Raw genomic sequence first — 22368 nt, 5'->3', positions numbered from 1 at the left:
AGCTCCCACAGGGTATGCGCAGAGTTCGAATCAGCGGTCATCCTGTGGGAGCTGGCTTGCCAGCGATAGCGGTATACCGACTCTATTGTTGCTGAACGGAGATCACCGGCGTCGGCGAGACGAATACCTTCGCGTGCATCTGCTCACACCCGCCGCCCCGGCGCATGCCGCGCACCGGGCAGGCATCCAGATAATCCAGACCCACCGCCAGCTTCAGGTGCCGTTCCGGCCGCGCCAGTTCGTTGGTCACGTCAAAGCTATACCAAGCGTCGTCCAGCCATGCTTCAGCCCAGGCATGGCTGGCCAGGTGTTCGCAATCCTCGCTGTACAAATATCCCGATACGTACCGAGACGGAATCCCGAGACTGCGTGCGCAGGCCAGAAACGCGTGGGCGTGATCCTGACAAACCCCGGCACGCCCGGCGAAAGCTTCGGCGGCGCTGGTGTCGACTTCGGTCGAGCCCGGCGTGTAGGTCATGTGCTGATTCAAGCCGTGCATCAGATCAATCAACGCCGTGCGGTCACGTCGCTGCTTGCAGGATTTCTCGGCAAACGCTCGCAGTGCCTCATCGGCGTCGGTCAAGCGGGTAAAGCGCAGGAACGGCAGCGCCGACTGGCTCTCATGCTCGGCCTCGCGCAATTCGTCGATATCGACCTGCCCGCGCGCGCCAATGATGATCGCTTCGTGGGGCTCATCCATGGTCAGCACATGCAGGATATTGCCGAACGGATCGAGTTGCGCACGCACCGGGCGCGGCAGGTCGAGCTGCCAGCTCAGCACATGCTGACGCTCGCTGTCGTGGGGTGTCAGCCGCAAATACTGGATGCTCGCCCGCACCTTATCTTCGTAGTGATAGGTGGTCTCGTGGCTTATGGAAAGTCTCATGCAGCCTCCAGGTAGGAACTGTGAATGGCGTTGCCCAACTGGCGCACCAGCGGGATGAATTCAGTCAGCCAGGCATGCAGGCCTTCTTCGAGAATTTCGTTGATGCCGGTGTAGCGCAGGCGCGCGTCCATTTCTGCGGCCAGTCGCTGCGCCGGTCGGCCGTTGGCCCCAGGCAGTTGCGCGAGGATCTGGTCGATCTCTTCGGTACAGGCCCGCAACGAACGCGGCACATCGGCGCGCAACAACAGCAACTCGGCAACATGTCGGGCGCCCGGCGCATCGCGGTAGATTTCGGTGTAGGCCTCGAACGACGACAGCGCTCGCAGCAGTGCACTCCACTGGTAATAGGCGTGGGCCGTGCCATCGCTGACCGCTTCGGCCTGATCGCCGGCCATTTCGTAGCGGGCATCGAGTAGCCGCAACGTGTTGTCCGCCCGTTCGATAAAGGTGCCGAGGCGAATGAACCGAAACGCATCGTTGCGCATGATCGTGCCGTAGGACGCGCCACGAAACAGGTGCGAACGCTCCTTGATCCACTCGCAGAATCGGCTCATGCCGTAGCGACTGAGGCCCTGCTCGGCAATCCCGCGAATCTCCAGCCACGTCGAGTTGATGTTCTCCCACATGTCTGCGGTGATACGTCCGCGTACGGCATGGGCACTGGCCCGCGCGGCGCCGAGGCAGCTGTAGATGCTTGCCGGGTTGGCTGCATCGAGGGCGAAGAAATGCAGCAAGCGTTCGGCATGCAACGCGCCGTGACGCTCCAGATAATCGTCGAGGGTGCCGGTGATCAGCAGCGGCATGGCCAACTCGTGCAGACCGTCGCCGCGACCGTCCTGCGGCATCAGCGACAGCGAATAACTGATGTCGAGCATCCGTGCGAGGTTTTCGGCACGCTCCAGGTAACGCGACATCCAATACAGATCCGAGGCAGTTCTACTTAACATGGCAAGCTTCCTTCAATCCTCGACCACCCAGGTGTCCTTGGTTCCGCCGCCCTGGGAGGAATTCACCACCAGAGAGCCTTCGCGCAGCGCAACACGGGTCAAACCGCCAGGCACCACCCGGGTTTCGCGACCGGACAAGACAAACGGGCGCAAGTCGATATGGCGCGGCGCGATGCCGCTTTCGACAAAGGTCGGACAGGTTGACAGCGACAATGTCGGCTGCGCGATGTACGCGTGGGGCTTGGCTTTGATGCGCTCGCGGAAGGCGTCGATTTCCGCCTTCGTCGACGCCGGTCCGACCAGCATTCCGTAACCACCGGAGCCTTGGGTTTCCTTGACCACCAGATCTGGAAGATTGGCCAGCACATGGGAAAGTTCAGACGGGTTGCGGCACTGCCAGGTCGGCACGTTTTTCAGAATCGGCTCTTCGTCGAGGTAAAACCTGATCATGTCGGTGACAAACGGGTACACCGATTTGTCGTCCGCCACGCCGGTGCCGATGGCGTTGGCCAGCACCACGTTGCCCGAACGATAGGATGACAACAGCCCCGGCACGCCGAGCATCGAGTCCGGATTAAACGCCAGAGGATCTAGGAACGCGTCGTCGAGACGACGGTAGATCACGTCCACCGCTTTCGGGCCGTCGGTGGTGCGCATGAAGACTTTGTCGTCACGTACGAACAGATCCGCACCCTCGACCAGCTCCACGCCCATCTCCCGGGCCAGGAACGCATGTTCGAAGAACGCGCTGTTGAAGCGCCCCGGCGTCAGCACCACCACGCTCGGGTCGTCGATCGGGCTAGAGCTTTTCAGGGTGTCGAGCAGCAGGTTCGGATAGTGGTCGATCGGTGCGATGCGCTGCGCGGCGAACAGCTCCGGGAACAGACGCATCATCATCTTGCGGTCTTCGAGCATGTAACTGACGCCGCTCGGCGTACGCAGGTTGTCTTCGAGCACGTAATAGGTGCCGTCGCCGTCGCGCACCAGATCGACGCCGGAGATGTGCGAATAGATATCACGGTGCAAATCCAGGCCTTGCATCGCCAACTGGTATTGCTCGTTGGCCAGCACCTGTTCGGCGGGAATGATCCCGGCCTTGATGATGCGCTGCTCGTGATAAAGGTCGGCGAGAAACATGTTCAACGCCTTGACCCGCTGGATGCAGCCGCGCTCGACGATCCGCCATTCACTGGCGGGAATGCTGCGCGGAATGGTGTCGAAAGGAATCAGCCGCTCGGTGCCCTGCTCATCGCCGTACAGCGTGAACGTGATCCCGGCTCGGTGAAACAGCAGATCGGCCTCGCGGCGCCGTTGGGCGAGAAGTTCGTCAGGCGTCTCGGCCAGCCAACGGGCAAACTCCCGATAATGCGGGCGAACCTGGCCGCCGGCATCGTACATCTCATCAAAATAGGTGCGGATCATGCCGTACTCCTTGTCACCCGGACATACAGGCCTTCGCAAGGCCCGTGCCATCGGCATAAACGCTTTGATTTCAATCGGTTGGATATTGACGCCGCAGACACCGCACCATTCCTGTGCGGCAAATGCCCCAAGCCGATTGCCCCCGCTTCATTGCGACGCACTGCATCGCCTATCACCAGCATAGTCAGAGTTGATTTCACTGCCCGTCGACAGCTGCGGATAATCCGCGCATTCGCTGCAACATTTGCTCGGCCACAGCGCCGGCAAGCGTTCAGCTCAACTGACCTGGACTGCCTGCGCAGCCCGCCCAGCCGTAACCTTGACTGGTTTCCTGTCCTTATCAGTCTTCCCTTTTAGCCACCCTCTCCGGTGGCTTTTTTTTGCCTGTTTGAAATGTTTTGAAAGCAAAAGCAAAAGATCGCAGCCTCCGGCAGCTCCTACACCGATCACCTGTAGGAGCTGCCGAAGGCTGCGATCTTTAGACTCTGAAAAAACCGGAGATCAGTTCAAACGGTGGCGGTTACGCACCTCCTGCTTGACGCCCCAGCCTTCGATGATGCCGCCCAGCGGTTCGACCACGGCGGAAAAGCCCTGCTCGAAGTCGCCAATATCGTCATAGGTCGCGTACATCACTTTGCTCAATTCCAGCGACCAGGCGCCGTCGTCGCGCGCACTGACCTGGGCATTGATGGATTCACCGCGAAATTTGCCTGCCGCCCTGCGCGCCCGCTCCTCGTCCGGGAAAATGGCGTAGAACTCGATGGGATGGAATCGGGAAAAATCGAAACCGCCTTCTTTCATGCGGCGCAGAACATTGCTGCTGATGTCTTCTTGATAGGCTGTGCTCATGAATCGTCCCCCTCGCATAGATGGATAGACTTTCCGTATTCCCGCCCCGGGCCTCAGGCCTAAGTACTACGGCAACGTGGTTGCACGCGGGAACAAGCATGTAGCTGACAAGACCAGACCTTAGCGATCCATTCGCTGATCTCACTTGCAGAGTAGCCCCAAGATAGAGCTGCTGCCAAGGCCTGGTGCGGAAGGTGACAAGAAGAATGTCAGATTGGAGTGATGCTGCGGATTTCGATGCTGTTCTGGGTTTTCAGGCTTTTCACCCCGGCATCGGCGGTGCGCCCTTCCAGATCGTTCAGGTCCAGTTCGGCGGCGACGGGCAGAAGCCGTGCCTTGATCAATCGAGCGGCCTCATCGTCGCTGGGGCATTCCGCGCGCTCGAACACCTCATCGACAATTTCACCATGATCGTCCACGAAAGTGACTTTCCACTTTTGCATCGGTGCCTCCTCGATCAAACCCGCAAATGGGCTTACCACTATCTCGACTGTGCACGCCGAAAGTTGGTTCAAAAGGATTACAGCGGGCGAACATGAAAAAAACGACATCTTCTGCACGTGGGCGCTGGCTGCCAGCGATAGGGTCTACTCGGCTGGTTAGAGCCACCGCGCTGATCCTATCGCTGGCAAGCCAGCTCCCACACATTGTGTTGGCGTTGAAGACTGGGTTCAGACCCGCACATTGCCTCGCGGTCCGGCGATTGCCCAAATAATCAGGCCCAGCACTGGCAGAAGGATGATCAGCAGCACCCAGACGATTTTCATCCCGGTGGTCGCGCCGCTTTTCAACACATTGATGATGGCCCAGATGTCGAGGGCGAGGATGATCAGACCGATCAGACCGTTGAACGTGGAACCCATGGTGTCGCTCCAGAATAGTGGCATGCACTTTTAGGATAGACGGTCGCGCGCAGGGTTCCCTTTTATTGCGTTCAGACGTGAACGGCGATCTTCAAGGCTTCCAGAGACGGCGCGGCGGCGATGCCGACTTCGGCGCACAGTTCCAGCACGCGAGGAACGTCGTTGCCGTAAACCAGCACCATCTGCAGCTCGTCGTCGAGCAACTGGCTGAAGTTCATCAGCGTGTAGCCGCCGTTTTCCTTGTTCAGGCTGCTCATCTGCACCTGGATGCGATTGAGCGCAGTCAGCGCTTCGGTCTTGGCCAATTGCTTGGGCTTGAGGTTGAAGTCGACGGTCGGACCGAACGAGGCCACGATCTGGGCGAACAGGTCAACGTAGGTGTCGGCCTGGAACAGCACGGTTTCCGGCAAGCTGCCGACCACCACCCACTCGCCCAGTGGGATCGGGAAGGTGTCGTCGTAGTTGATATCCGGGTTGGCTGCCAGAAAGGCGCCGGCATCGGCGTAGGCCTGCGCCGCTTCGTCGGCCACTTTCAGGATCTCGTCCTCGCCCATGCAGCCCGAGCTGATTTTGCTGATGAGTTCGACGAGTGCGGCTTTCATGAGGGCGGATCCTGTGGAGTTGAATTTTGAGGGCGCGGAGGATAGCGCACAAAGCAAAAGATCGCAGCCTGCGGCAGCTCCTACAATGATTGCGTTTGCCGCCCATATCGCGGACGAACGCTTTACCTGTAGGAGCTGCCGCAGGCTGCGATCTTTTGATCTTAATCAACCCAACAGCTTTTCCAGTTGAGCGGTGGTATCGACCGCACCCATGGTCCGCGCCGCATCCAGTGCGGTCACGCCATTGGCGTCCTTGGCTTGCGCGTTGGCGCCTTTGCTGATCAGGTAATCAACGATTTCAACACGGTTAAACATCGCCGCCATCATCAGCGCAGTCCGGCCATCAAACGACGAACCTTCGATCTCGGCGCCCGCCTCGACCAGCGCCTTGACCACCGCCAGATCGCCCTTGAACGCCGCGCCGGCAATGGGGCTCTGGCCGTTGCCGTTGCGCATTTCCGGGTCAGCCTTGTGTTTAAGCAGCACGTTCACCGCATCGACGTGGCCGTAGTAGCTGGCCAGCATCAGCAACGTGTCGCCCTTGCTGTTTTTCAGGTTGACCGGCAAACCGGCCGTGACCAAGCGATCAAGCATCTCGGCATCACCGTCGCGAGCCTTGTTGAAAACCTGCTCGGCGAATTCGGCAGCTTCTTCAGGGGTCATCTGGCGGCTTTGGTCGGACATGGGGCAACTCCACTTTCGGTCAATCGGAAAGCCGACAGTTTCCCGAGCGCAACGGACGCTGTCACCCCCTTTTTCTCAAGCCGAGCCATAGCCTGAATCAATAGCGGTATTTGCCTTGATGAATGTCGGCCAGGACTTCATCGGTAACCTGCACGTAGGTTTCGCTGCCCGGCAGCCAAGCGAAGATCGGATCTCCCCCTGTCTGGCCGGGGTCGAAGCCTTCGTTTTTCAGGCGGATTTTCTGATATTTGAAGGTGCCGGTGGTTTCCATCTTCACCTTGACCCGCAAGAACAGCGGTACCGCGTAAGCCGGCATGCGCTGACGAGCGAAACTCAATAACTCGGCAAAATCCAGGGTGGCCAGCGATTCCGCCGGCGTGATTGCCGCCATGCCGGCGCGCCCGTTGGTGTTGCGCACTTCTACACCGTACGCCACGGCCTCGGAAATGAGCGGGTGTTGCAGCAGCAGGTTTTCCACTTCCGTGGTGGAGACGTTCTCGCCTTTCCAGCGGTAGGTATCGCCCAGGCGATCAACAAATTGCGCATGACCGAAACCGATGTTGCGCAACAGATCACCGGTGTTGAAGAAACGGTCGCCTTTGCTAAACACGTCGTGAAGGACAACCTTGGCGGTTTTCTGCGGATCGGTGTAGCCATCCAGCGGCGCTTTCTCGTCGATCCGCGCCAGCAACAGTCCCTGCTCGCCCTTGCAAACCTTGCGCATGAAGCCGTCTTCACTGCGCAGCGGTTCGCCACTGGCGTGATCGTAAGCGACCAGTTCCCAGGCCATCAGCGAGAAGCCGATGGTGTTATCGAAGTTGAGAATGTTGGTGAAGCCGATATTGCCGTCGCTCGCCGCGTACAGCTCACAGATGTGATCCACCGCAAAGCGCGTCTTGAACTGCGCCCAGGCACCGGGGCGCAAGCCATTGCCAATCATTTTGCGCACGTCATGGCGGTTGTCGTCGGCGCTGGACGGTTGATCGACCAGATACCGGCACAACTCGCCGACGTAGCCGATGGTGGTCGCGCGATAGCGGCGCACGTCGTTCCAGAACTGGCTGGCGCTGAACTTGCGCCGGATCGCGAAGCCCGAAGCGCCGTTAACCGCCGAGCCCCAACACACGCACAGTCCGGTGGCGTGGTACAGCGGCAAGGTGCAGTAGACGATGTCATCGGGGCCCATGTTGAGGGCGATCATGCCGAAACTGGCGGAACTGCGCATCCAGCGGCCGTGCTTGAATACCCCGGCTTTAGGCAGACCGGTGGTGCCCGAGGTGTAGATGTAGAAACACGGATCGTCGAAAAACACCTGCTGACTGCTCGGCGGATTGTCACTGGCAGCGTCGGCACTGGCGCTGATCAGATTGACGTAGCCGTCGGGCGCAATGCCCGGATAGCTGTAGGTATCCTGGTCGGCGACAAACCAGGTGCGCGGTGCCGTGATCGCCACTTGGTCGCGAATCGCCGCATAAGCCGGAACCAGCTCTTCGCCAACGACAATCGCCACCGGCGCCACCAGATTCACACTGTGGATCAATGTGTCGCGGGTCTGTGAGGTATTGAGCAGCGCGCTGACCGCACCGACCTTGGCCAGCGCCAGAATGGTCACCAGCAATTCCGGGCGGTTTTCGATGAACACGGCGACCACATCGCCCTTGCCGATGCCCTGCCCGTTCAGATAGTGGGCGATGCGGTTCGCCCATTGGTTGACCTGCGAATAGGTCAGCGCCACGTCACCGTGCAATAACGCCGGCCCGTCGGGATTGCGCAGCGTCGCTTGCTCGAATGTAAAGCCAAGGCCACAGCTTTGAGTCGGATCCGTGACATTGGCCACCTTCATGCCCCTGACCACCCGAGGGATGGCTTTGGCAATCATCGGCAGTTTGCGGAGCATCATGCTCCAGGTAATCGTGTCGCTTGGCGCGTGACGCATGGAAGCTCCCCGTTCGACCTTGGCGTGCAGGTCGATGTTTTTATTTTTCGGGCTTTGGCTTGAAGCAACCGACACATCCGAGCGCAGGTCGAGATCGAAAATACGTCAGCGCTTCTCGGGCTGTACACGCGGTTTTTGCAATGTTTTGTATCCGCCGACCTGAAGGCGCTCGCAGCGATCCTCAACAGATCGATTGGTTCCGCAGGATCGATCACGATCCCTCAAAATGCAGGATGCACGATGGCCATTCATGCAGATTGCACGACACCTTAAATTTCCGTAGCTTTCAACTCATTGATTTATAAGGATATTTTTATTTCGAAATGCTGGCACAATCGCTGCAACCTCCTCTGCATGCTTGCCATTCAAGTGCATACGGAGCTGAAAGACATGAGCCTGATCCAAGAAAAATTTACCTCCCTGTTCTCCAACTTCGACGTCACCACTGCGCCACGTCCCGATGGCGGGATCCTGCTGACTCTGCGCAGCAGCGACGGCAAAGTGTTTAAACGCGCACTGACTTATCAACAACTGCATGCTGGCGACCAACTGTCGTGGGCGATCAGTGCAATCCGCCGTGACCTGGCTGAACAAGCCAGTGAATTGCCGCAGATCGGCATGCTGCAAAGCCAGCAACGTTTTGCCCTGCCGACGTATCATTCGCTGTAACGCTAAACCGCTTTAAACAAAACAGGCCGTGGAGCTTCCGCTTCACGGCCTGTTTTTTTGTGCCTGACGCCAATCCCTGTGGGAGAAAGGTTGCTCACTCCGCCTCAGTCCTCCAGACGCGGGAAGCGACCTGCGATGTCTTCGCCGGTGAAGTTGGCAACCCAGCCTTCCGAATTGTTGAATAGACGAATCGCAATGAAATGCGGGTGTTCACCCATGTCGAACCAATGCTTGGTGCCAGCCGGTACGGAGATAAGGTCGTTCTTCTCGCACAGTACCGCGTAGACGTAATCGTCGATGTGCAGGGTAAATAGCCCACGACCGGCGACGAAAAACCGTACTTCGTCTTCGCCATGGCGATGTTCTTCGAGGAACCTGGCGCGCAATTCGGTTTTTTGCGGGTGTTCGCTGTTCACACTGATGACGTCGACGGTGATGTAACCGCGCTCGGTCTTCAGTTTGTCGATCTGCTCTTTATAGGCACTGATCACTTCTTCCTGTGGCGCGCCCGGCTGGATCTTCGCTGCGGCCTGCCAGCGGTCGAAACGCACGCCCTGCTCGGCCAGAGTCGAGGCGATGTCTTCGAAATGGGTCAGCACCTTGTTCGGAATGTCGGGGGTGGAAACGTGATAGACGGACAAGCTGCTCATTGGGGCTATTCCTCGGTATCGGCCTTGCCGTCCGGTTCTTGCAGACCGGTCAGGCACAGCATTTGATCAGGCGAATGGGCTGGTTCTGGTGAAGTCAGCCTTGACGGTTCATGACGCTGCGGCTTTTCAACTCGCATTCAAACAGAAATTCAAAAGCCTCGATCTGCCGCAGCGCTTCGCTCGGCGACAGGCGCGTCGATTAGTTACTGCTGGTGGCCGGCGACCAGCCGCGACCGTAAAGAAAATGCCCGGCGTCGACGATTGGCTGGACGAGTTGTTCACGCGTAAGGCTCATGGCGTGTCCTCTTGCATACGTGTGGCAATGATAACGGCAGCAGCGACCGCCGCGAGACTGGCAATACTAAAGGTCAATGTCGCGCCGAGGGCATTCCAGCTGTAACCGGAATACAACGCGCCGAGCGCACCGCCGGTGCCGGCCAGTGCGGCGTATAACGCCTGGCCCTGGCCTTGCTGGCGCGCGCCGAAGCTACGTTGCACGAACGCGATGGCAGCGGCATGAAAGCTGCCGAAAGTGGCGGCGTGCAGAATCTGCGCGAACAACAACACCCAGAGAAACTCGGCGAACGAACCTAGCAGCAACCAGCGCAGCGCCGCCAGCAGAAAACTTGCCAGCAGCACCCGGCGCAGGGAAAACCGCGCCAGAATCCGGCTCATTGCCATGAACATCAACACTTCGGCGACCACGCCCACGGCCCAAAGCATGCCGATGGTGCCGCGGGTGTAGCCGAGTCGTTCAAGGTGCAGGGTCAGGAAGGTGTAATACGGGCCGTGGCTCATTTGCATCAGTGCCACGCAACCGTAAAACGCCAGCACGCCGGGATTGCGCAGTTGCTTGAGGAAACCCTCGCCGTTCGTTCGATTGCCTTGCGGCGGTTGCGCGTTCGGCACCCACAGACTGCTGAGGACGATGCCGGCCATGATCAGCACCAGCGCCGCCGGGTAGATATCGAGGCTTAGCCATTCGAACAATCTGCCGAGCGCGACCACAGTGATGATGAAACCGATTGAGCCCCACAGGCGGATCTGGCTGTACCGCGAGGTCTGCCCCTGCAAATGCGCCAAGGTGATGACTTCGAACTGCGGCAGAACGGCGTGCCAGAAGAACGCGTGCAGCGCCATGACCATCGCCAGCCAGGCGTAGGTCTTGCTAACGAAGATCAGCGAAAAGGTCAGCAACGTGCACACCGCGCCAAAGCGCACGATGGCCAGGCGCCTACCGGTGTAATCGCCAAGCCAGCCCCAGATGTTCGGCGCCACGCAGCGCATCAGCATCGGGATGGCGACCAGTTCGCCGATCCGCGCAGGACTGAAGCCGAGGTGATCGAAGTACAGCGCCAGAAACGGCGCTGTCGACCCGAGCAAGGCGAAATAGAACAGATAGAAACTGGACAGCCGCCAGTAAGGGAGCGCCGCCACGCCAGTTATGCCGCGACGGCTTTAGAGCCTGCCATCAAAGCTGACCCAGCACCGGCGTGTTCACACGCACATCGGCGTTCTGGCCACGGTGGCGCAGCAGGTGATCCATCAGCACGATGGCCATCATCGCTTCGGCAATCGGTGTGGCGCGAATGCCGACGCACGGATCGTGACGGCCCTTGGTGATCACGTCCACAGGGTTGCCATGGACGTCGATCGAACGGCCCGGCGTGGTGATGCTCGACGTCGGTTTCAATGCCAGATGAGCAACGATTGGCTGACCGGAGGAGATACCGCCGAGAATGCCGCCCGCATTGTTGCTGAGGAAACCTTCCGGGGTCAGTTCATCGCGGTGCTCGGTGCCGCGTTGGGCAACACAGGCGAAACCGGCGCCGATTTCCACGCCTTTGACCGCGTTGATGCTCATCAGCGCGTGGGCCAGTTCGGCGTCGAGACGGTCGAAAATCGGCTCGCCCAGGCCCGGCATCACGCCCTCGGCTACGACGGTGATTTTTGCGCCGACCGAGTCTTGGTCGCGACGCAACTGGTCCATGTAGGCTTCCAGCTCCGGAACTTTGTCCGGATCCGGGCTGAAGAAGGCGTTGTCTTCCACCGAATCCCAGGTCTTGAACGGGATTTCGATCGGGCCCAGCTGGCTCATGTAGCCACGGATGACGATGCCTTGGCTGGCCAGGTATTTCTTGGCAATCGCACCGGCAGCAACGCGCATCGCCGTTTCGCGCGCCGAGCTACGGCCACCGCCACGGTAATCGCGCTCGCCGTATTTATGGTGATAGGTGTAGTCGGCGTGGGCCGGGCGAAACAGATCCTTGATCGCCGAGTAGTCCTTGGACTTCTGGTCGGTGTTGCGAATCAGCAGGCCGATCGAGCAACCGGTGGTGCGCCCTTCGAACACCCCGGAAAGGATTTCGACTTCGTCGGCTTCCTGACGCTGAGTGGTGTGGCGGCTGGTGCCGGGCTTGCGGCGATCGAGGTCGCGCTGCAGGTCTTCGAGGGAGATCTCCAGGCCCGGCGGGCAGCCGTCGACAATGGCGACCAACGCCGGACCATGGCTTTCGCCAGCGGTGGTGACAGTGAACAACTTGCCGTAGGTATTGCCGGACATGCAGGACGCTCCGTGAAATCAAACCCAAATTCGTGATGCGCGCCAGTATACGCAGGCTAACCGAGTAGTTCATCCTCGAACCTTAGTGGTGCTGGCGAGTCCAACCGGCACCTTGACCAATGATGGCGTGATGATGCTGCGAGTTTTGATCTTGAGTCTTACCCTGTTTACGGGCTTTGCCCAAGCGACGGTCCTACAACGTCCGATCACTTTGGATACCGGCACCGGTGAGCTTTTCGGCTCGCTGTTGCTGCCAAAGTCTGACAGTCCTGTGCCGGTTGTCCTGATCATTTCTGGCTCGGGTCCTACGGATCGTGACGGAAACAACCCCGACGGTGGGCGCAACGACAGCTTGAAACGGCTGGCATGGGTGCTGGCCAAACACAACATCGCCAGCGTGCGCTACGACAAGCGCGGCGTGGCCGCGAGCCTGGCGGCGACGCCGGATGAGCGCAATCTGTCGGTCGAAGCCTATGTCGCCGATGCGCAGGCCTGGGCACGCAAGCTCAAGGCTGATCCGCGTTTCGGCAAGTTGATTCTGCTGGGCCACAGCGAAGGCGCGATGATTGCCACGCTAGCCGCGCCACAGGTCGATGCGGCGGCGGTGATTTCCCTGTCCGGCACGGCCCGGCCAATCGATCAGGTCTTGCGTGAACAACTGGCGCGCAGCCTGCCGCCGCCGCTGATGCTGCGCAGCAACGAACTGCTCGACAGCCTCAAGGCCGGCCACACCGATGACAACGTGCCGCAGCCGTTGCAGGTGATTTTCCGCCCGAGCGTGCAGCCGTATCTGATTTCGCTGTTCCGTCAGGATCCGGCCAAGGCGTTCGCGCAACTGAAGATGCCAGCGCTGATTGTTCAGGGCAGCAACGACATTCAGGTCGGCACCGAGGACGCGAAGCTGCTCAAAGCCGCCAAGCCGGACGCCGAACTGGTGGTGATCGAAGGCATGAACCACGTCATGCGCATCGTGCACAACGACATGAAGCGGCAATTGGCTTCCTATAAGGATCCGAATTTGCCACTGGCCGCAGAGCTCGGCGCGAAAATCATCGAGTTTATTGACGGACTTCGCACCTGATAAGCGCCGTTTACCCTCTAGTCCTGAAAGAAACGGCCGATAAGCCTTTGTCGCCAGCGCAATGGCTGGCGACAAGCAGGGCTTGGACAGGATCTCGCCGTTATGACTGATACCCAGACTTCACCCGACACCACCGCTGAAAAAGACGCACCGCCAGCGGTCGAGCTGCCGTGGGCGGATGTCCACGTCGAGCACCACAAGATGCTCCGCCTGGCCCCGCTGCAAACCGACCGCAACACCGGTGGGCGGCCATTGCGCTTCGTTGAATTCGGTTACGCCGAGCGCAACAGCAAAGAAAAAAGCCTGATGCGCATGGCGATCAAACTGCCGGGCCAGCGCGTACGCAAAGAGCAGAATCAGTTGGATGTGTGGGTTGATCACGCAACCAAGCGTGTGCACTTCGGCCCCGACAGCGGCTTGCAGATCGAACCGATGAACCGTGGCATCGGCCGCTACATGGCCGCGCAAGGCATCAATTGGGCGAAAAAGCGTTGGCCGACCTACACCGTCGACGGCATGGACTTGAACAACAAGGACGCGTTGAACGAAGACACCCGTCTGCGTCGTGATCACTTTTTGCGCGTGCACGGGTTTGATGTGGTGTACGCCGATGCGCAGCATTTGAAGGGCAGCGTGAAAGCGGTACAGGTCGGGGATTTGCTGGGCGACTGGAACAGCGAAAAGCTGCAAATCGTCGAGATTCTCGAAGCGGCGCAGATGCTGCAGCAGGCTGAGCAGAATCTGGCTGAGCAGGAAGTGAAGCTGAAGAAGCAGGAAGACAAGGTCAGCAAGTTCAAGCGTGAGGACGCGGGGCTGCGCTTTACCATTACTTGTCTGGTGGCGTTTGCGGTGTTTCAGGCGGGGTTGTTGATCTGGATTGCTACGCACCGGTAGATCGAAAGATCGCAGCCTTCGGCAGCTCCTACATTGGGATTGGTGTACACCCTGTTTGATCGTTCCCCACGCTCCGCGTGGGAACGCAGCCCGGGACGCTCCGCGTCCCAACAGCGGACGCGGAGCGTCCATTGAGGCGTTCCCACGCAGAGCGTGGGAACGATCGGCCGATTAGACGCGGGAAGCGAACAAGGCCTGATGATCGCGGCACTGCTCCGCCGTCAGCATGAACACGCCATGCCCGCCACGCTCGAAGTCGAGCCAGGCGAAATCGACTTCCGGGTACAGCGCTTCAACGTGCACCTGGCTGTTGCCCACCTCGACGATCAGCAAGCCCTTCTCGGTCAGATGATCCGCCGCTTCGGCGAGCATGCGTCGCACCAGGTTCAAACCATCATCGCCACAGGCCAGACCCAGCTCCGGTTCGTGCTGATATTCGTCCGGCATGTCAGCGAAATCTTCTGCATCCACATAAGGCGGGTTCGACACGATCAGGTCGAAACGCTGACCCGGTAAGCCATCGAAACCGTCGCCCTGCACGGTGTACACACGCTCATCGACGCCATGGCGCTCGATGTTCTGATTGGCCACTTCCAGCGCTTCGAACGACAAGTCGGCCAGCACCACTTCAGCGTTCTCGAACTCGTAGGCGCAGGCAATACCGATGCAACCGGAACCGGTGCAGAGGTCGAGGATGCGTGCAGGCTCAGTGCCGATCCACGGCGCGAAGTGGTTTTCGATCAGTTCACCAATCGGCGAACGCGGGATCAGCACGCGATCATCGACGATGAACGACATCCCGCAAAACCACGCCTCGCCCAACAGGTAAGCGGTGGGAATGCGTTCTTCGATACGGCGCTTGAGCAGGCGTTGCAGGTTGACCAGTTCGTCATCTTCCAGCGCGCAGTCGAGATAGCTGTCGGCGATTTCCCATGGCAGGTGCAACGCTCCCAGCACGAGCTGCCGCGCTTCATCCCAGGCATTGTCGGTGCCATGGCCGAAAAACAGATCCTCCCCATGGAAGCGGCTGACGGCCCAACGGATGTGGTCGCGCAGGGTACGAAGTCGGGAAGTGATCACGGGGCAGAACTCCTGAAAAAACGACTGGCGATTCTACCAGCCAAAACGCGCGACGACGACGCAGGAAAATTATCCGGGCGACGGTAGGAGTTTTCTGTTTTTTGCCCCAGCCATTGAACAGAACGTGTAACTTGACAAGGCTGCAGGCCAGTAACGACGGTGCCTACGATGGTAGCGATTCACAGAACCGCTCAGCCAGAGGACAATGTCGCAAAAGCCCCACCCCAAGGAGCCCCAGAATGTCCGTTCCAAAAACGATGTTTCAACTCAGCGGTCGCGGTTACGCAGCGGCCACACTGAGCCATGCCACCGTGGTCATCATCGATGCCCAGAAAGAATATCTCAGTGGCCCGCTGGCCCTGAGCGGCATGGACGCGGCCGTCGCGAACATCAAACAAGTGGTTGCCGCAGCCCGTGCAGCCGGTCGGCCGATCGTGCACGTGCGTCATCTCGGCACCGTCGGTGGCCTGTTCGACCCGCAGGGCGAGCGCGGCGAATTCATCCCGGGGCTCGAGCCGCAGGGTGACGAAACCATCATCGGCAAATTGCTGCCGAGTGCCTTTCATGGCACCGAGTTGCTCGATCGTCTCCAAAACCTTGGCTCGCTGGATTTGATCGTCTGCGGTTTCATGAGCCACTCCAGCGTCAGCACCACGGTGCGCGCGGCGAAGAACCTCGGTTTCCGTTGTACTCTGGTGGAAGACGCCTGCGCCACCCGCGACTTGCCATTCAAGGGCCGCGTGCTCAGCGCCGAAGTCGTGCAGGAAGCGGAAATGGCGATCATGGCCGACAACTTCGCCACCCTCGCCTTGACGCAAGACCTGATCTGATCCGCTCTGATGAGCGGCTCAGCGCGCCGCTCATCCGCAAAATCCTTTCATTTGCCGCAAATGCCATAGCCTCAGGAACAACCCGGTCAACTCCCGGTCGAAGGGCCGATACCCATTGAGGAAGGTCGGAATGAAGTTATCCGATGGATTTGACGCACGCCGCTTGCGGCCCAAAGGCCAAAGCAACTGGCGTTTTCGATTTGGCGCAGCGATCGCCGCCATTCTGGCGACGTTCGGTGTGCTGCTGGCGATGGCCGGGGCGGCCAGCCTGCTCGGGCGCCCACCAGCGCTCGGTGACTTGAACGCCACGCCGATGGGCTCGGCGATCATTCTGGCGGTCGGTTTGCTGTTTCTGTATTTCGGTGTTGCCCTGTGGCGCCGCTGCCGCCGTCGCGCACGGCAATCGCGGGAACTCAACATGTCCCCGCACCTGATGAAAAAACACGACTGAATCACCGGCCTGGCTTTTTGCCGGGCCGTTTTGTTTCGACTTGGGTAAACTGGCCGCCCTTCGCGGAGGCTGACATGCAAGACGACGATTTTTCCCTGTTCAAAAGTGCGATCCAAGGCGTCAAGCCGATCAAGCACGACCGCGCCGACACCGGCAAACCCAAGGCTGACCGCGCACAGATCGCCAAGCTGCGCCAGTCCGCCACCGTGCGCACAAATGCCACCACCGTTGACGGTCTGTCCGATCAGTTCGTGATCGACGTCGGCCCGGAAGACGAGTTGATGTGGTCGCGTGACGGCGTGCAGGAAAGTCAGATGCGCAAGCTCAAGGTCGGTCAGATTCCGTTCGAAGGCAGCCTCGACCTGCACGGCATGAGTGTCGAGAAGGCCCGCGAAACCCTTTGGGCGTTTCTCGCTGAGGCGACCAAATTCGAAATCCGCTGCGTGCGCGTCACCCACGGCAAGGCCGTGCGTCTGGACGGCAAACGGCCGATGATCAAAAGCCACGTCAACACCTGGCTGCGTCAGCATGCGCAGGTACTCGGTTTCTGCTCGTGCCAAGCCAAACACGGCGGTGCCGGCGCGGTTTACGTAATGCTCAAACGCACCATGATGGAAGGCCGCGACGAATAATCGCGTTACACCAAACTTGCAGGGTCGTGTCCGCCACCGTACCCTTGCCCTTTGCGAAAATCCCCACAGGTAGTTTCATGTCCCTGGAACAGAATTACACCGCGATTCTCGGCCAACTGGGCGAGGACGTCTCCCGCGAGGGCCTGCTCGACACGCCAAAGCGTGCCGCCAAAGCCATGCAGTACCTCTGCCGCGGTTATGAACAGACGCTCGAAGAGGTCACCAACGGTGCCCTGTTCAGCTCCGACAACAGCGAAATGGTGCTGGTCAAGGACATCGAGTTGTACTCGTTGTGCGAACACCACCTGCTGCCGTTCATCGGCAAGGCGCACGTTGCGTACATCCCGAGCGGCAAAGTGCTGGGCCTGTCGAAGGTCGCGCGGATCGTCGACATGTATGCCCGCCGCCTGCAAATTCAGGAAAACCTCAGCCGTCAGATCGCCGATGCAGTGATGCAAGTCACCGGCGCGCTGGGCGTTGCCGTGGTGATCGAGGCCAAGCACATGTGCATGATGATGCGCGGTGTCGAGAAGCAGAATTCGTCGATGATCACCTCGGTGATGCTCGGCGAGTTCCGTGAAAACGCCGCGACCCGCAGCGAGTTTCTCAGCCTGATCAAGTAATTTGCAGCACGAAGAAAACCGGCATTCATCGCCGGTTTTTTTTCGTCCGTGAAAAATCGGGTAAGCTGCGCGCCTTTCTCAATCTGCACCGTGAGGCTTTCAACGTGTTCGTCAAAGCGCTTCGTGTCGGCCTCGGCCAACTGGTTATCTTCATCGACTTCATCACCCGTCCGGGCAAGAAAAAACGCCCCGCCGCTGCTCAGGCCCAAGTGGATGCGGCAGCGAAGGATCTGACGTTGTATCAGTTCAACGCCTGCCCGTTCTGCGTGAAAACCCGCCGCACCTTGCGTCGTTTGAACGTGCCGGTGGCGCTGAAGGATGCGAAGAACAACGAGCAGGATCGTCAGGCGTTGCTGGAACAGGGCGGCCGGATCAAGGTGCCTTGCCTGCGCATTGAAGAGAATGGGCAGACGACCTGGATGTATGAGTCCAAGGTGATTATTGATTATCTGGATAAGCGCTTTGCTGCAGTCTGATGGTTGGGCGGAGTTGCTGATGGCCCCATCGCTGGCAAGCCAGCTCCCACAGTGATCTGTGGCGTTCACAAAACCTGTGGGAGCTGGCTTGCCAGCGATGAGGCCCGCACAGACACAGCAAATTCCAGACAAAAATAAACCGGCCCATGAGCCGGTTTATTTGTTTTCAGGCCGCTTTATCTATCTGCGCCTGCCGCATCACCGCCGCCAATCGCTTCAACCCTTCATCCAGTCGCGCCGGGTCGATGTGGCTGAAATTCAGGCGCAAATGCCCGTGATGGTTATCCGGCTCTGGAAAGAACGGTTCGCCCGGCATAAACGCCACGTCATTGGCCAACGCCTCGTTGAGCAACGTTCGCGTATCCAGCGGCTGCTTCAACGTCAGCCAGAAAAACAGCCCGCCCTGTGGCATGTTCCAATCCGCCAGATCAGCAAAGTGAGTTTCCAGTGCGGCCTGAAACGCATCGCGCCGCTGCCGATAAAATCCACGTAACTCACTCAAGTGCTGCTGATATTTCTCCGTACCGATCCATTGCAGCGCCTGCCACTGGCCGATGCGGTTGGTGTGCAGATCCGCTGATTGCTTGAGTTTGAGCAGATGCGGAAACAGGTCTGGGCTGGCTATCAAGTAACCGACGCGCAAACCCGGCAGCAGGGTTTTCGACACCGTGCCGGTGTAGATCCAGCTGGATTTCTTCAGGCGCCCGGCAATCGGTTTGGCGCTGCCGCCATCGAAAGTCAGTTCGCGGTAGGGCTCGTCTTCGATCAGGGTCACGCCAAACTCGTCAAGCAACGCGGCTACGGCGGCACGCTTGGCTTCGCTGTAGCGCACGGCTGACGGGTTCTGGAACGTCGGGATCAGGTAGATGAACGCCGGGCGATGCTGTTCCAGACGATTGCGCAACTGCGCCAGGTTCGGGCCATCGGACTCCTGCGCTACGGTCAGGCAATCGGCGCCAAACAGCTGGAAGATTTGCAGGGCGGCGAGATAGGTCGGCGCTTCGAGCAGGATTTCCGTGCCTTTGTCGATGTACAGCTTGGCCGCCAGATCGAGGGTTTGCTGGGAGCCGCTGACCACCAGCACCTGACTCGCCTGACAGTCCAGGCCAAGCGCCCTCGCCTGTGCCGCCAACGCTTCACGCAACGCCGGTTCGCCTTCACTCATGCCGTATTGACCGAGCGACAGCGGCATATCTGCCCACTCGACTTTCGGCAGCATGGCTTCGGCGGGCAAGCCGCCGGCGAACGACATCACCTCTGGCCGCTGGGCGGCAGCAAGGATTTCACGGATCAGAGAACTTTTAAGGCGCGAGACACGTTCGGAAAAAGCCATGGTGGTCACCGGTAGCGAGGCGTATGAAAAATGAGTCAAACTGGTTGACTGAAATTACGACAGCTTGAGCGAGTACGTCAACATGCTTGACCTTAAAAACCCATCCAGTCAGCAACAGGCGATGGAAGCGTTTTTCTTCGGCTATCAGGCGTTCACCGCCAAGGCTGACGAAATGCTCGAACGCCGCGGCCTCTCGCGGGTGCATCAACGCATTGTGTTTTTCATCGCGCGGTATCCGAATTTGAGTGTGAAGGAATTGCTGGGGTTGCTCGGGGTGAGCAAGCAGGCGTTGAACATGCCGTTGCGGCAGTTGCAGGAAATGCACTTGGTCGACAGCGTGGCATCGGAGGCTGACAAGCGGAAGCGCCTGCTGGAATTGACGGCAGAAGGCGCGAAGTTTGAGCAGGCGCTGCGGCGTGAGCAGGTGAAACTGCTCGAGCGGGTGTTTGCCGAGGCTGGAGAGGCGGCGGTGAATGGCTGGTTGGCGGTGAATCTGGCGTTGGGGAATAGCTAGGCAGCTCTCGATTGACCGTTCAGGCCTCATCGCTGGCAAGCCAGCTCCCACATGGTTTGTGTACGCCACAGATCAATGTGGGAGCTGGCTTGCCAGCGATGGGGCCCTGAAGGGCGATATATCCCTATCGACGGAACTTTCGTAAACAAAATCAAAAACAATATTTGCTTTATTTGTACACAAAAGCATAATCCACAGCGTGCGAGTTCCTGACCGCATGGTCAACAAATTCGCAAGTGCCTCAAAGGGCCGCTGCCACCCCTCATGGGTCCGGCCCTGGAAATAACAATAAAACTCTTGAGGAGTACTCGCTGTGGAAAGCCGCAAATCCGAAGCATCGACGCTGGATCTCTCGCCGCCATTACGCACTGGCCTGCTGGAGCGCTTGTTTAAACTCAGCTTGCATGGCACCACGGTGAAGACCGAGCTGATTGCCGGTCTGACAACCTTCATCACCATGGCTTACATCATCTTCGTCAACCCGAACATCATGGCCGATGCCGGGATTGATCACGGTGCAGCCTTCGTCGCCACTTGTATCGCCGCCGCGCTGGGCTGCCTGTTGATGGGCCTGTACGCCAACTGGCCGGTGGGTCTGGCACCGGGCATGGGCCTCAACGCGTTCTTCACCTACACCGTAGTTGGCACCATGGGCTACAACTGGGAAACCGCGCTCGGTGCGGTGTTTGTTTCCGGTGTGTTGTTCATGATCCTGACCTTCTCGCGCATTCGTGAGTGGCTGCTCAACAGTATTCCGGTCAGTCTGCGCTTTGCGATGGGCGCCGGTGTCGGCTTGTTCCTCGGCCTGATCGGTCTGAAAACCGCCGGCATCGTTGTCGACAGCCCGGCGACGCTGATCAAACTCGGCTCGCTGCGTGAACCCGGTCCACTGCTCGCCGCCATCTGCTTCCTGATGATTGCGATCCTCAGCTACCACCGCGTGTTCGGCGCGATCCTCATCAGCATCATCACCGTAACCCTGGCCGGTTGGGGCCTGGGCATCGTGCATTACGAAGGGATCATGTCGACGCCGCCGAGCCTGGCCCCGACCTTCATGGCGATGAACGTTGCCGGCGTGTTCAACGTCAGCATGATCAGCGTGGTCCTGGCGTTCCTCTTCGTGCACATGTTCGACACCGCCGGCACCCTGATGGGTGTCGCTCAACGCGCCAATCTGGTCAACGCTGACGGCCGTATCGAAAACCTCTCCCGCGCGATGAAAGCGGATAGCGCGTCCAGTGTCTTCGGCGCTGTGGTCGGTGTTCCGCCCGTCACAAGCTATGTAGAAAGTGCTGCCGGCGTGGCCGCTGGTGGTCGGACTGGTCTTACCGCAGTGACCGTAGGTGTGCTATTTATAGCGGCAATGTTTTTCGCACCGCTGGCCGGCATGATTCCGGCTTACGCCACCGCCGGTGCGCTGATCTACGTTGCGATGCTGATGATGGGCGGCATGGCCCACATCGAATGGGACGAAGCCACTGATGCGATCCCGGCCATCGTCACCGCCATCATGATGCCACTGACCTTTTCGGTCGCCGACGGCATCGCACTGGGCTTCATCACTTACGTGGCGCTGAAGGCCGGCACTGGCAAGTACAAAGAAATTTCCGTCAGCCTGTGGGTGCTCTGCGCGATCTTTATCGCCAAGTTCATCTTCTTGTAAGCGCTACGCGGTTCAGGCTTCAAAACAGCCTCACCCTCACGGGTGGGGCTTTTGTGCATTTTTCAATACAACAAAAAGGAGGAAAGTGATGAGTCTGGAAACCTGGCTGCTGTTCAGCGGTGCTGCACTGGTGGTGATCCTGATTCCGGGGCCACTGTCGTTGCTGATGATCAGCAACAGTCTGAATTACGGTTTGCGCCGCTCTTACCCGGCATTTCTTGGTGGCGTGACCGCCTCGATCTGTCTGCTCAGTGCCTCAGCCTTGGGGTTGGGTGCCTTGCTGCTGGCCTCGGAGCAATTGTTCAGCGCGTTGAAAATCGTCGGCGCCCTGTACTTGTTCTACCTCGCCTGGCAGAGCTGGCAGCAATCGCGCCAGCCATCGACCGGCGCCGAAGTGCCTCAGGCGGCCGCGGTACCACGCTTCCGTGCCCTGTTTGGCCGAGCGTTCGTATTGGGCGCGAGCAATCCGAAAGACATTCTGTTCTTCGCCGCGTTTTTGCCGCAGTTCCTCAGCGCCGAGCAGCCGTTCCTGCCCCAGCTACTGATCATGATTGCGACCTGGACCGTGCTCGACCTGCTGTGCAAATTGACCTATGGCCTCGGCGCCCATGGTGCCGCGCGTTATCTGCGCAGCGGCAAGGGCCAGAGCTGGTTCAACCGCATCAGCGCCGCACTGTTCGGCACCGCTGGCGGTGTTTCGCTATTGAGCAGCCACTGATA

At 59.3% G+C, this 22368-nt stretch carries 25 protein-coding genes and 1 pseudogene; 11 read left to right on the top strand and 15 right to left on the bottom strand.

The window, feature by feature from the left end; translation table 11 throughout:
- Window positions 1-82: 82 nt before the first annotated feature.
- From EJA71_RS19395 to EJA71_RS19355, 9 genes are all read right to left on the bottom strand, one after another.
- Window positions 83-886, bottom strand: a complete 804-nt coding sequence (locus EJA71_RS19395; protein WP_158959229.1) for a transglutaminase family protein — start codon at window positions 884-886, stop codon at window positions 83-85.
- Window positions 883-1833, bottom strand: a complete 951-nt coding sequence (locus EJA71_RS19390) for an alpha-E domain-containing protein (protein ID WP_016982907.1) — start codon at window positions 1831-1833, stop codon at window positions 883-885. The genes EJA71_RS19395 and EJA71_RS19390 overlap by 4 nt, the downstream gene beginning before the upstream one ends.
- Before the next feature lie 12 nt (window positions 1834-1845).
- Complete coding sequence (locus tag EJA71_RS19385; RefSeq protein ID WP_158959228.1) at window positions 1846-3255, bottom strand: circularly permuted type 2 ATP-grasp protein; 1410 nt, start codon at window positions 3253-3255, stop codon at window positions 1846-1848.
- 501 nt (window positions 3256-3756) lie between these two features.
- Window positions 3757-4104 carry a ribonuclease E inhibitor RraB gene (locus tag EJA71_RS19380; protein ID WP_007960698.1) on the bottom strand — a complete coding sequence of 116 codons (348 nt, stop codon included), beginning with the start codon at window positions 4102-4104 and terminating at the stop codon, window positions 3757-3759.
- 209 nt (window positions 4105-4313) lie between these two features.
- On the bottom strand, window positions 4314-4547 hold the full coding sequence (locus tag EJA71_RS19375; RefSeq protein ID WP_007914057.1) for a hypothetical protein: 234 nt from the start codon (window positions 4545-4547) through the stop codon (window positions 4314-4316).
- Between the two features lie 228 nt (window positions 4548-4775).
- Window positions 4776-4967 (bottom strand): PLDc N-terminal domain-containing protein, encoded by a 192-nt coding sequence (locus tag EJA71_RS19370; RefSeq protein ID WP_095139977.1) that lies wholly within the window; start codon window positions 4965-4967, stop codon window positions 4776-4778.
- 71 nt (window positions 4968-5038) lie between these two features.
- Entirely contained in the window at window positions 5039-5569 is a 531-nt protein-coding gene (locus EJA71_RS19365) for a hypothetical protein (RefSeq protein WP_158959227.1), read from the bottom strand.
- Between the two features lie 165 nt (window positions 5570-5734).
- Window positions 5735-6253 (bottom strand): ankyrin repeat domain-containing protein, encoded by a 519-nt coding sequence (locus EJA71_RS19360; protein WP_158959226.1) that lies wholly within the window; start codon window positions 6251-6253, stop codon window positions 5735-5737.
- A gap of 97 nt (window positions 6254-6350) precedes the next feature.
- Complete coding sequence (locus tag EJA71_RS19355) at window positions 6351-8189, bottom strand: long-chain-acyl-CoA synthetase (protein WP_158959225.1); 1839 nt, start codon at window positions 8187-8189, stop codon at window positions 6351-6353.
- Between the two features lie 390 nt (window positions 8190-8579).
- On the opposite strand from EJA71_RS19355, the gene EJA71_RS19350 reads away from it, so the two are divergent.
- The gene (locus EJA71_RS19350) at window positions 8580-8858 is read left to right on the top strand and encodes a DUF3509 domain-containing protein (protein WP_053118700.1); all 279 of its coding nucleotides are present in this window, start codon (window positions 8580-8582) and stop codon (window positions 8856-8858) included.
- A 104-nt stretch (window positions 8859-8962) separates the two neighbouring features.
- On the opposite strand, the gene EJA71_RS19345 is transcribed toward EJA71_RS19350, so the two are convergent.
- The 4 genes and pseudogenes from EJA71_RS19345 to aroC form a co-directional block, all read right to left on the bottom strand.
- Entirely contained in the window at window positions 8963-9508 is a 546-nt protein-coding gene (locus tag EJA71_RS19345; RefSeq protein WP_158959224.1) for an acireductone dioxygenase, read from the bottom strand.
- Window positions 9509-9710: 202 nt separating this feature from the next.
- Window positions 9711-9803: pseudogene (locus EJA71_RS19340) on the bottom strand (methylthioribulose-1-phosphate dehydratase); the annotation flags it as partial.
- Complete coding sequence (locus EJA71_RS19335; RefSeq protein ID WP_158959223.1) at window positions 9800-10945, bottom strand: MFS transporter; 1146 nt, start codon at window positions 10943-10945, stop codon at window positions 9800-9802. The gene EJA71_RS19335 and the pseudogene EJA71_RS19340, both read right to left, overlap by 4 nt.
- 34 nt (window positions 10946-10979) lie before the next feature.
- Window positions 10980-12071: a chorismate synthase gene (gene aroC / locus EJA71_RS19330; RefSeq protein ID WP_158959222.1), complete on the bottom strand. Its 1092-nt coding sequence runs from the start codon at window positions 12069-12071 to the stop codon at window positions 10980-10982.
- 130 nt (window positions 12072-12201) lie between these two features.
- Here aroC and EJA71_RS19325 point away from each other — a divergent pair, with 130 nt between their 5' ends.
- A complete protein-coding gene (locus EJA71_RS19325) occupies window positions 12202-13152 on the top strand; it encodes an alpha/beta hydrolase (RefSeq protein ID WP_158959221.1) in 951 nt (316 codons plus the stop codon).
- A gap of 102 nt (window positions 13153-13254) precedes the next feature.
- Window positions 13255-14046: a hypothetical protein gene (locus EJA71_RS19320; protein WP_158959220.1), complete on the top strand. Its 792-nt coding sequence runs from the start codon at window positions 13255-13257 to the stop codon at window positions 14044-14046.
- Between the two features lie 171 nt (window positions 14047-14217).
- Here the strand turns inward: EJA71_RS19320 and prmB are convergent, their stop codons facing one another.
- Entirely contained in the window at window positions 14218-15126 is a 909-nt protein-coding gene (prmB, locus tag EJA71_RS19315; RefSeq protein ID WP_158959219.1) for a 50S ribosomal protein L3 N(5)-glutamine methyltransferase, read from the bottom strand.
- 239 nt (window positions 15127-15365) lie between these two features.
- Between prmB and EJA71_RS19310 the strand changes: the two genes are divergently transcribed.
- The 5 genes from EJA71_RS19310 (at window position 15366) to EJA71_RS19290 (ending at window position 18138) form a co-directional block, all read left to right on the top strand.
- On the top strand, window positions 15366-15956 hold the full coding sequence (locus EJA71_RS19310) for a cysteine hydrolase family protein (RefSeq protein WP_122594927.1): 591 nt from the start codon (window positions 15366-15368) through the stop codon (window positions 15954-15956).
- A 130-nt stretch (window positions 15957-16086) separates the two neighbouring features.
- Window positions 16087-16407: a hypothetical protein gene (locus EJA71_RS19305; protein ID WP_007914024.1), complete on the top strand. Its 321-nt coding sequence runs from the start codon at window positions 16087-16089 to the stop codon at window positions 16405-16407.
- Window positions 16408-16481: 74 nt separating this feature from the next.
- Window positions 16482-17039, top strand: a complete 558-nt coding sequence (locus EJA71_RS19300; protein WP_158959218.1) for a Smr/MutS family protein — start codon at window positions 16482-16484, stop codon at window positions 17037-17039.
- 77 nt (window positions 17040-17116) lie between these two features.
- Window positions 17117-17662: a GTP cyclohydrolase I FolE gene (gene folE / locus EJA71_RS19295; RefSeq protein WP_003442011.1), complete on the top strand. Its 546-nt coding sequence runs from the start codon at window positions 17117-17119 to the stop codon at window positions 17660-17662.
- Between the two features lie 104 nt (window positions 17663-17766).
- The gene (locus EJA71_RS19290; protein ID WP_158959217.1) at window positions 17767-18138 is read left to right on the top strand and encodes a glutathione S-transferase N-terminal domain-containing protein; all 372 of its coding nucleotides are present in this window, start codon (window positions 17767-17769) and stop codon (window positions 18136-18138) included.
- Window positions 18139-18304: 166 nt separating this feature from the next.
- On the opposite strand, the gene EJA71_RS19285 is transcribed toward EJA71_RS19290, so the two are convergent.
- Window positions 18305-19471 carry a PLP-dependent aminotransferase family protein gene (locus EJA71_RS19285; RefSeq protein WP_158959216.1) on the bottom strand — a complete coding sequence of 389 codons (1167 nt, stop codon included), beginning with the start codon at window positions 19469-19471 and terminating at the stop codon, window positions 18305-18307.
- Window positions 19472-19553: 82 nt separating this feature from the next.
- On the opposite strand from EJA71_RS19285, the gene EJA71_RS19280 reads away from it, so the two are divergent.
- From EJA71_RS19280 to EJA71_RS19270, 3 genes are all read left to right on the top strand, one after another.
- Complete coding sequence (locus tag EJA71_RS19280) at window positions 19554-19985, top strand: MarR family winged helix-turn-helix transcriptional regulator (protein WP_158959215.1); 432 nt, start codon at window positions 19554-19556, stop codon at window positions 19983-19985.
- Between the two features lie 313 nt (window positions 19986-20298).
- Window positions 20299-21648 carry an NCS2 family permease gene (locus EJA71_RS19275; RefSeq protein ID WP_008080905.1) on the top strand — a complete coding sequence of 450 codons (1350 nt, stop codon included), beginning with the start codon at window positions 20299-20301 and terminating at the stop codon, window positions 21646-21648.
- A gap of 88 nt (window positions 21649-21736) precedes the next feature.
- Window positions 21737-22366, top strand: a complete 630-nt coding sequence (locus EJA71_RS19270; RefSeq protein ID WP_122594933.1) for a LysE family translocator — start codon at window positions 21737-21739, stop codon at window positions 22364-22366.
- The last annotated feature ends 2 nt before the right edge of the window (window positions 22367-22368 follow it).

It is taken from the genome of Pseudomonas sp. PB106, from assembly GCF_009764645.1.
In the GTDB taxonomy this organism is placed as follows: Bacteria; Pseudomonadota; Gammaproteobacteria; order Pseudomonadales; family Pseudomonadaceae; genus Aquipseudomonas.
The sequence above is the reverse complement of the archived record's forward strand: the minus strand, read 5'-3'. Positions and strand labels throughout refer to the sequence as shown.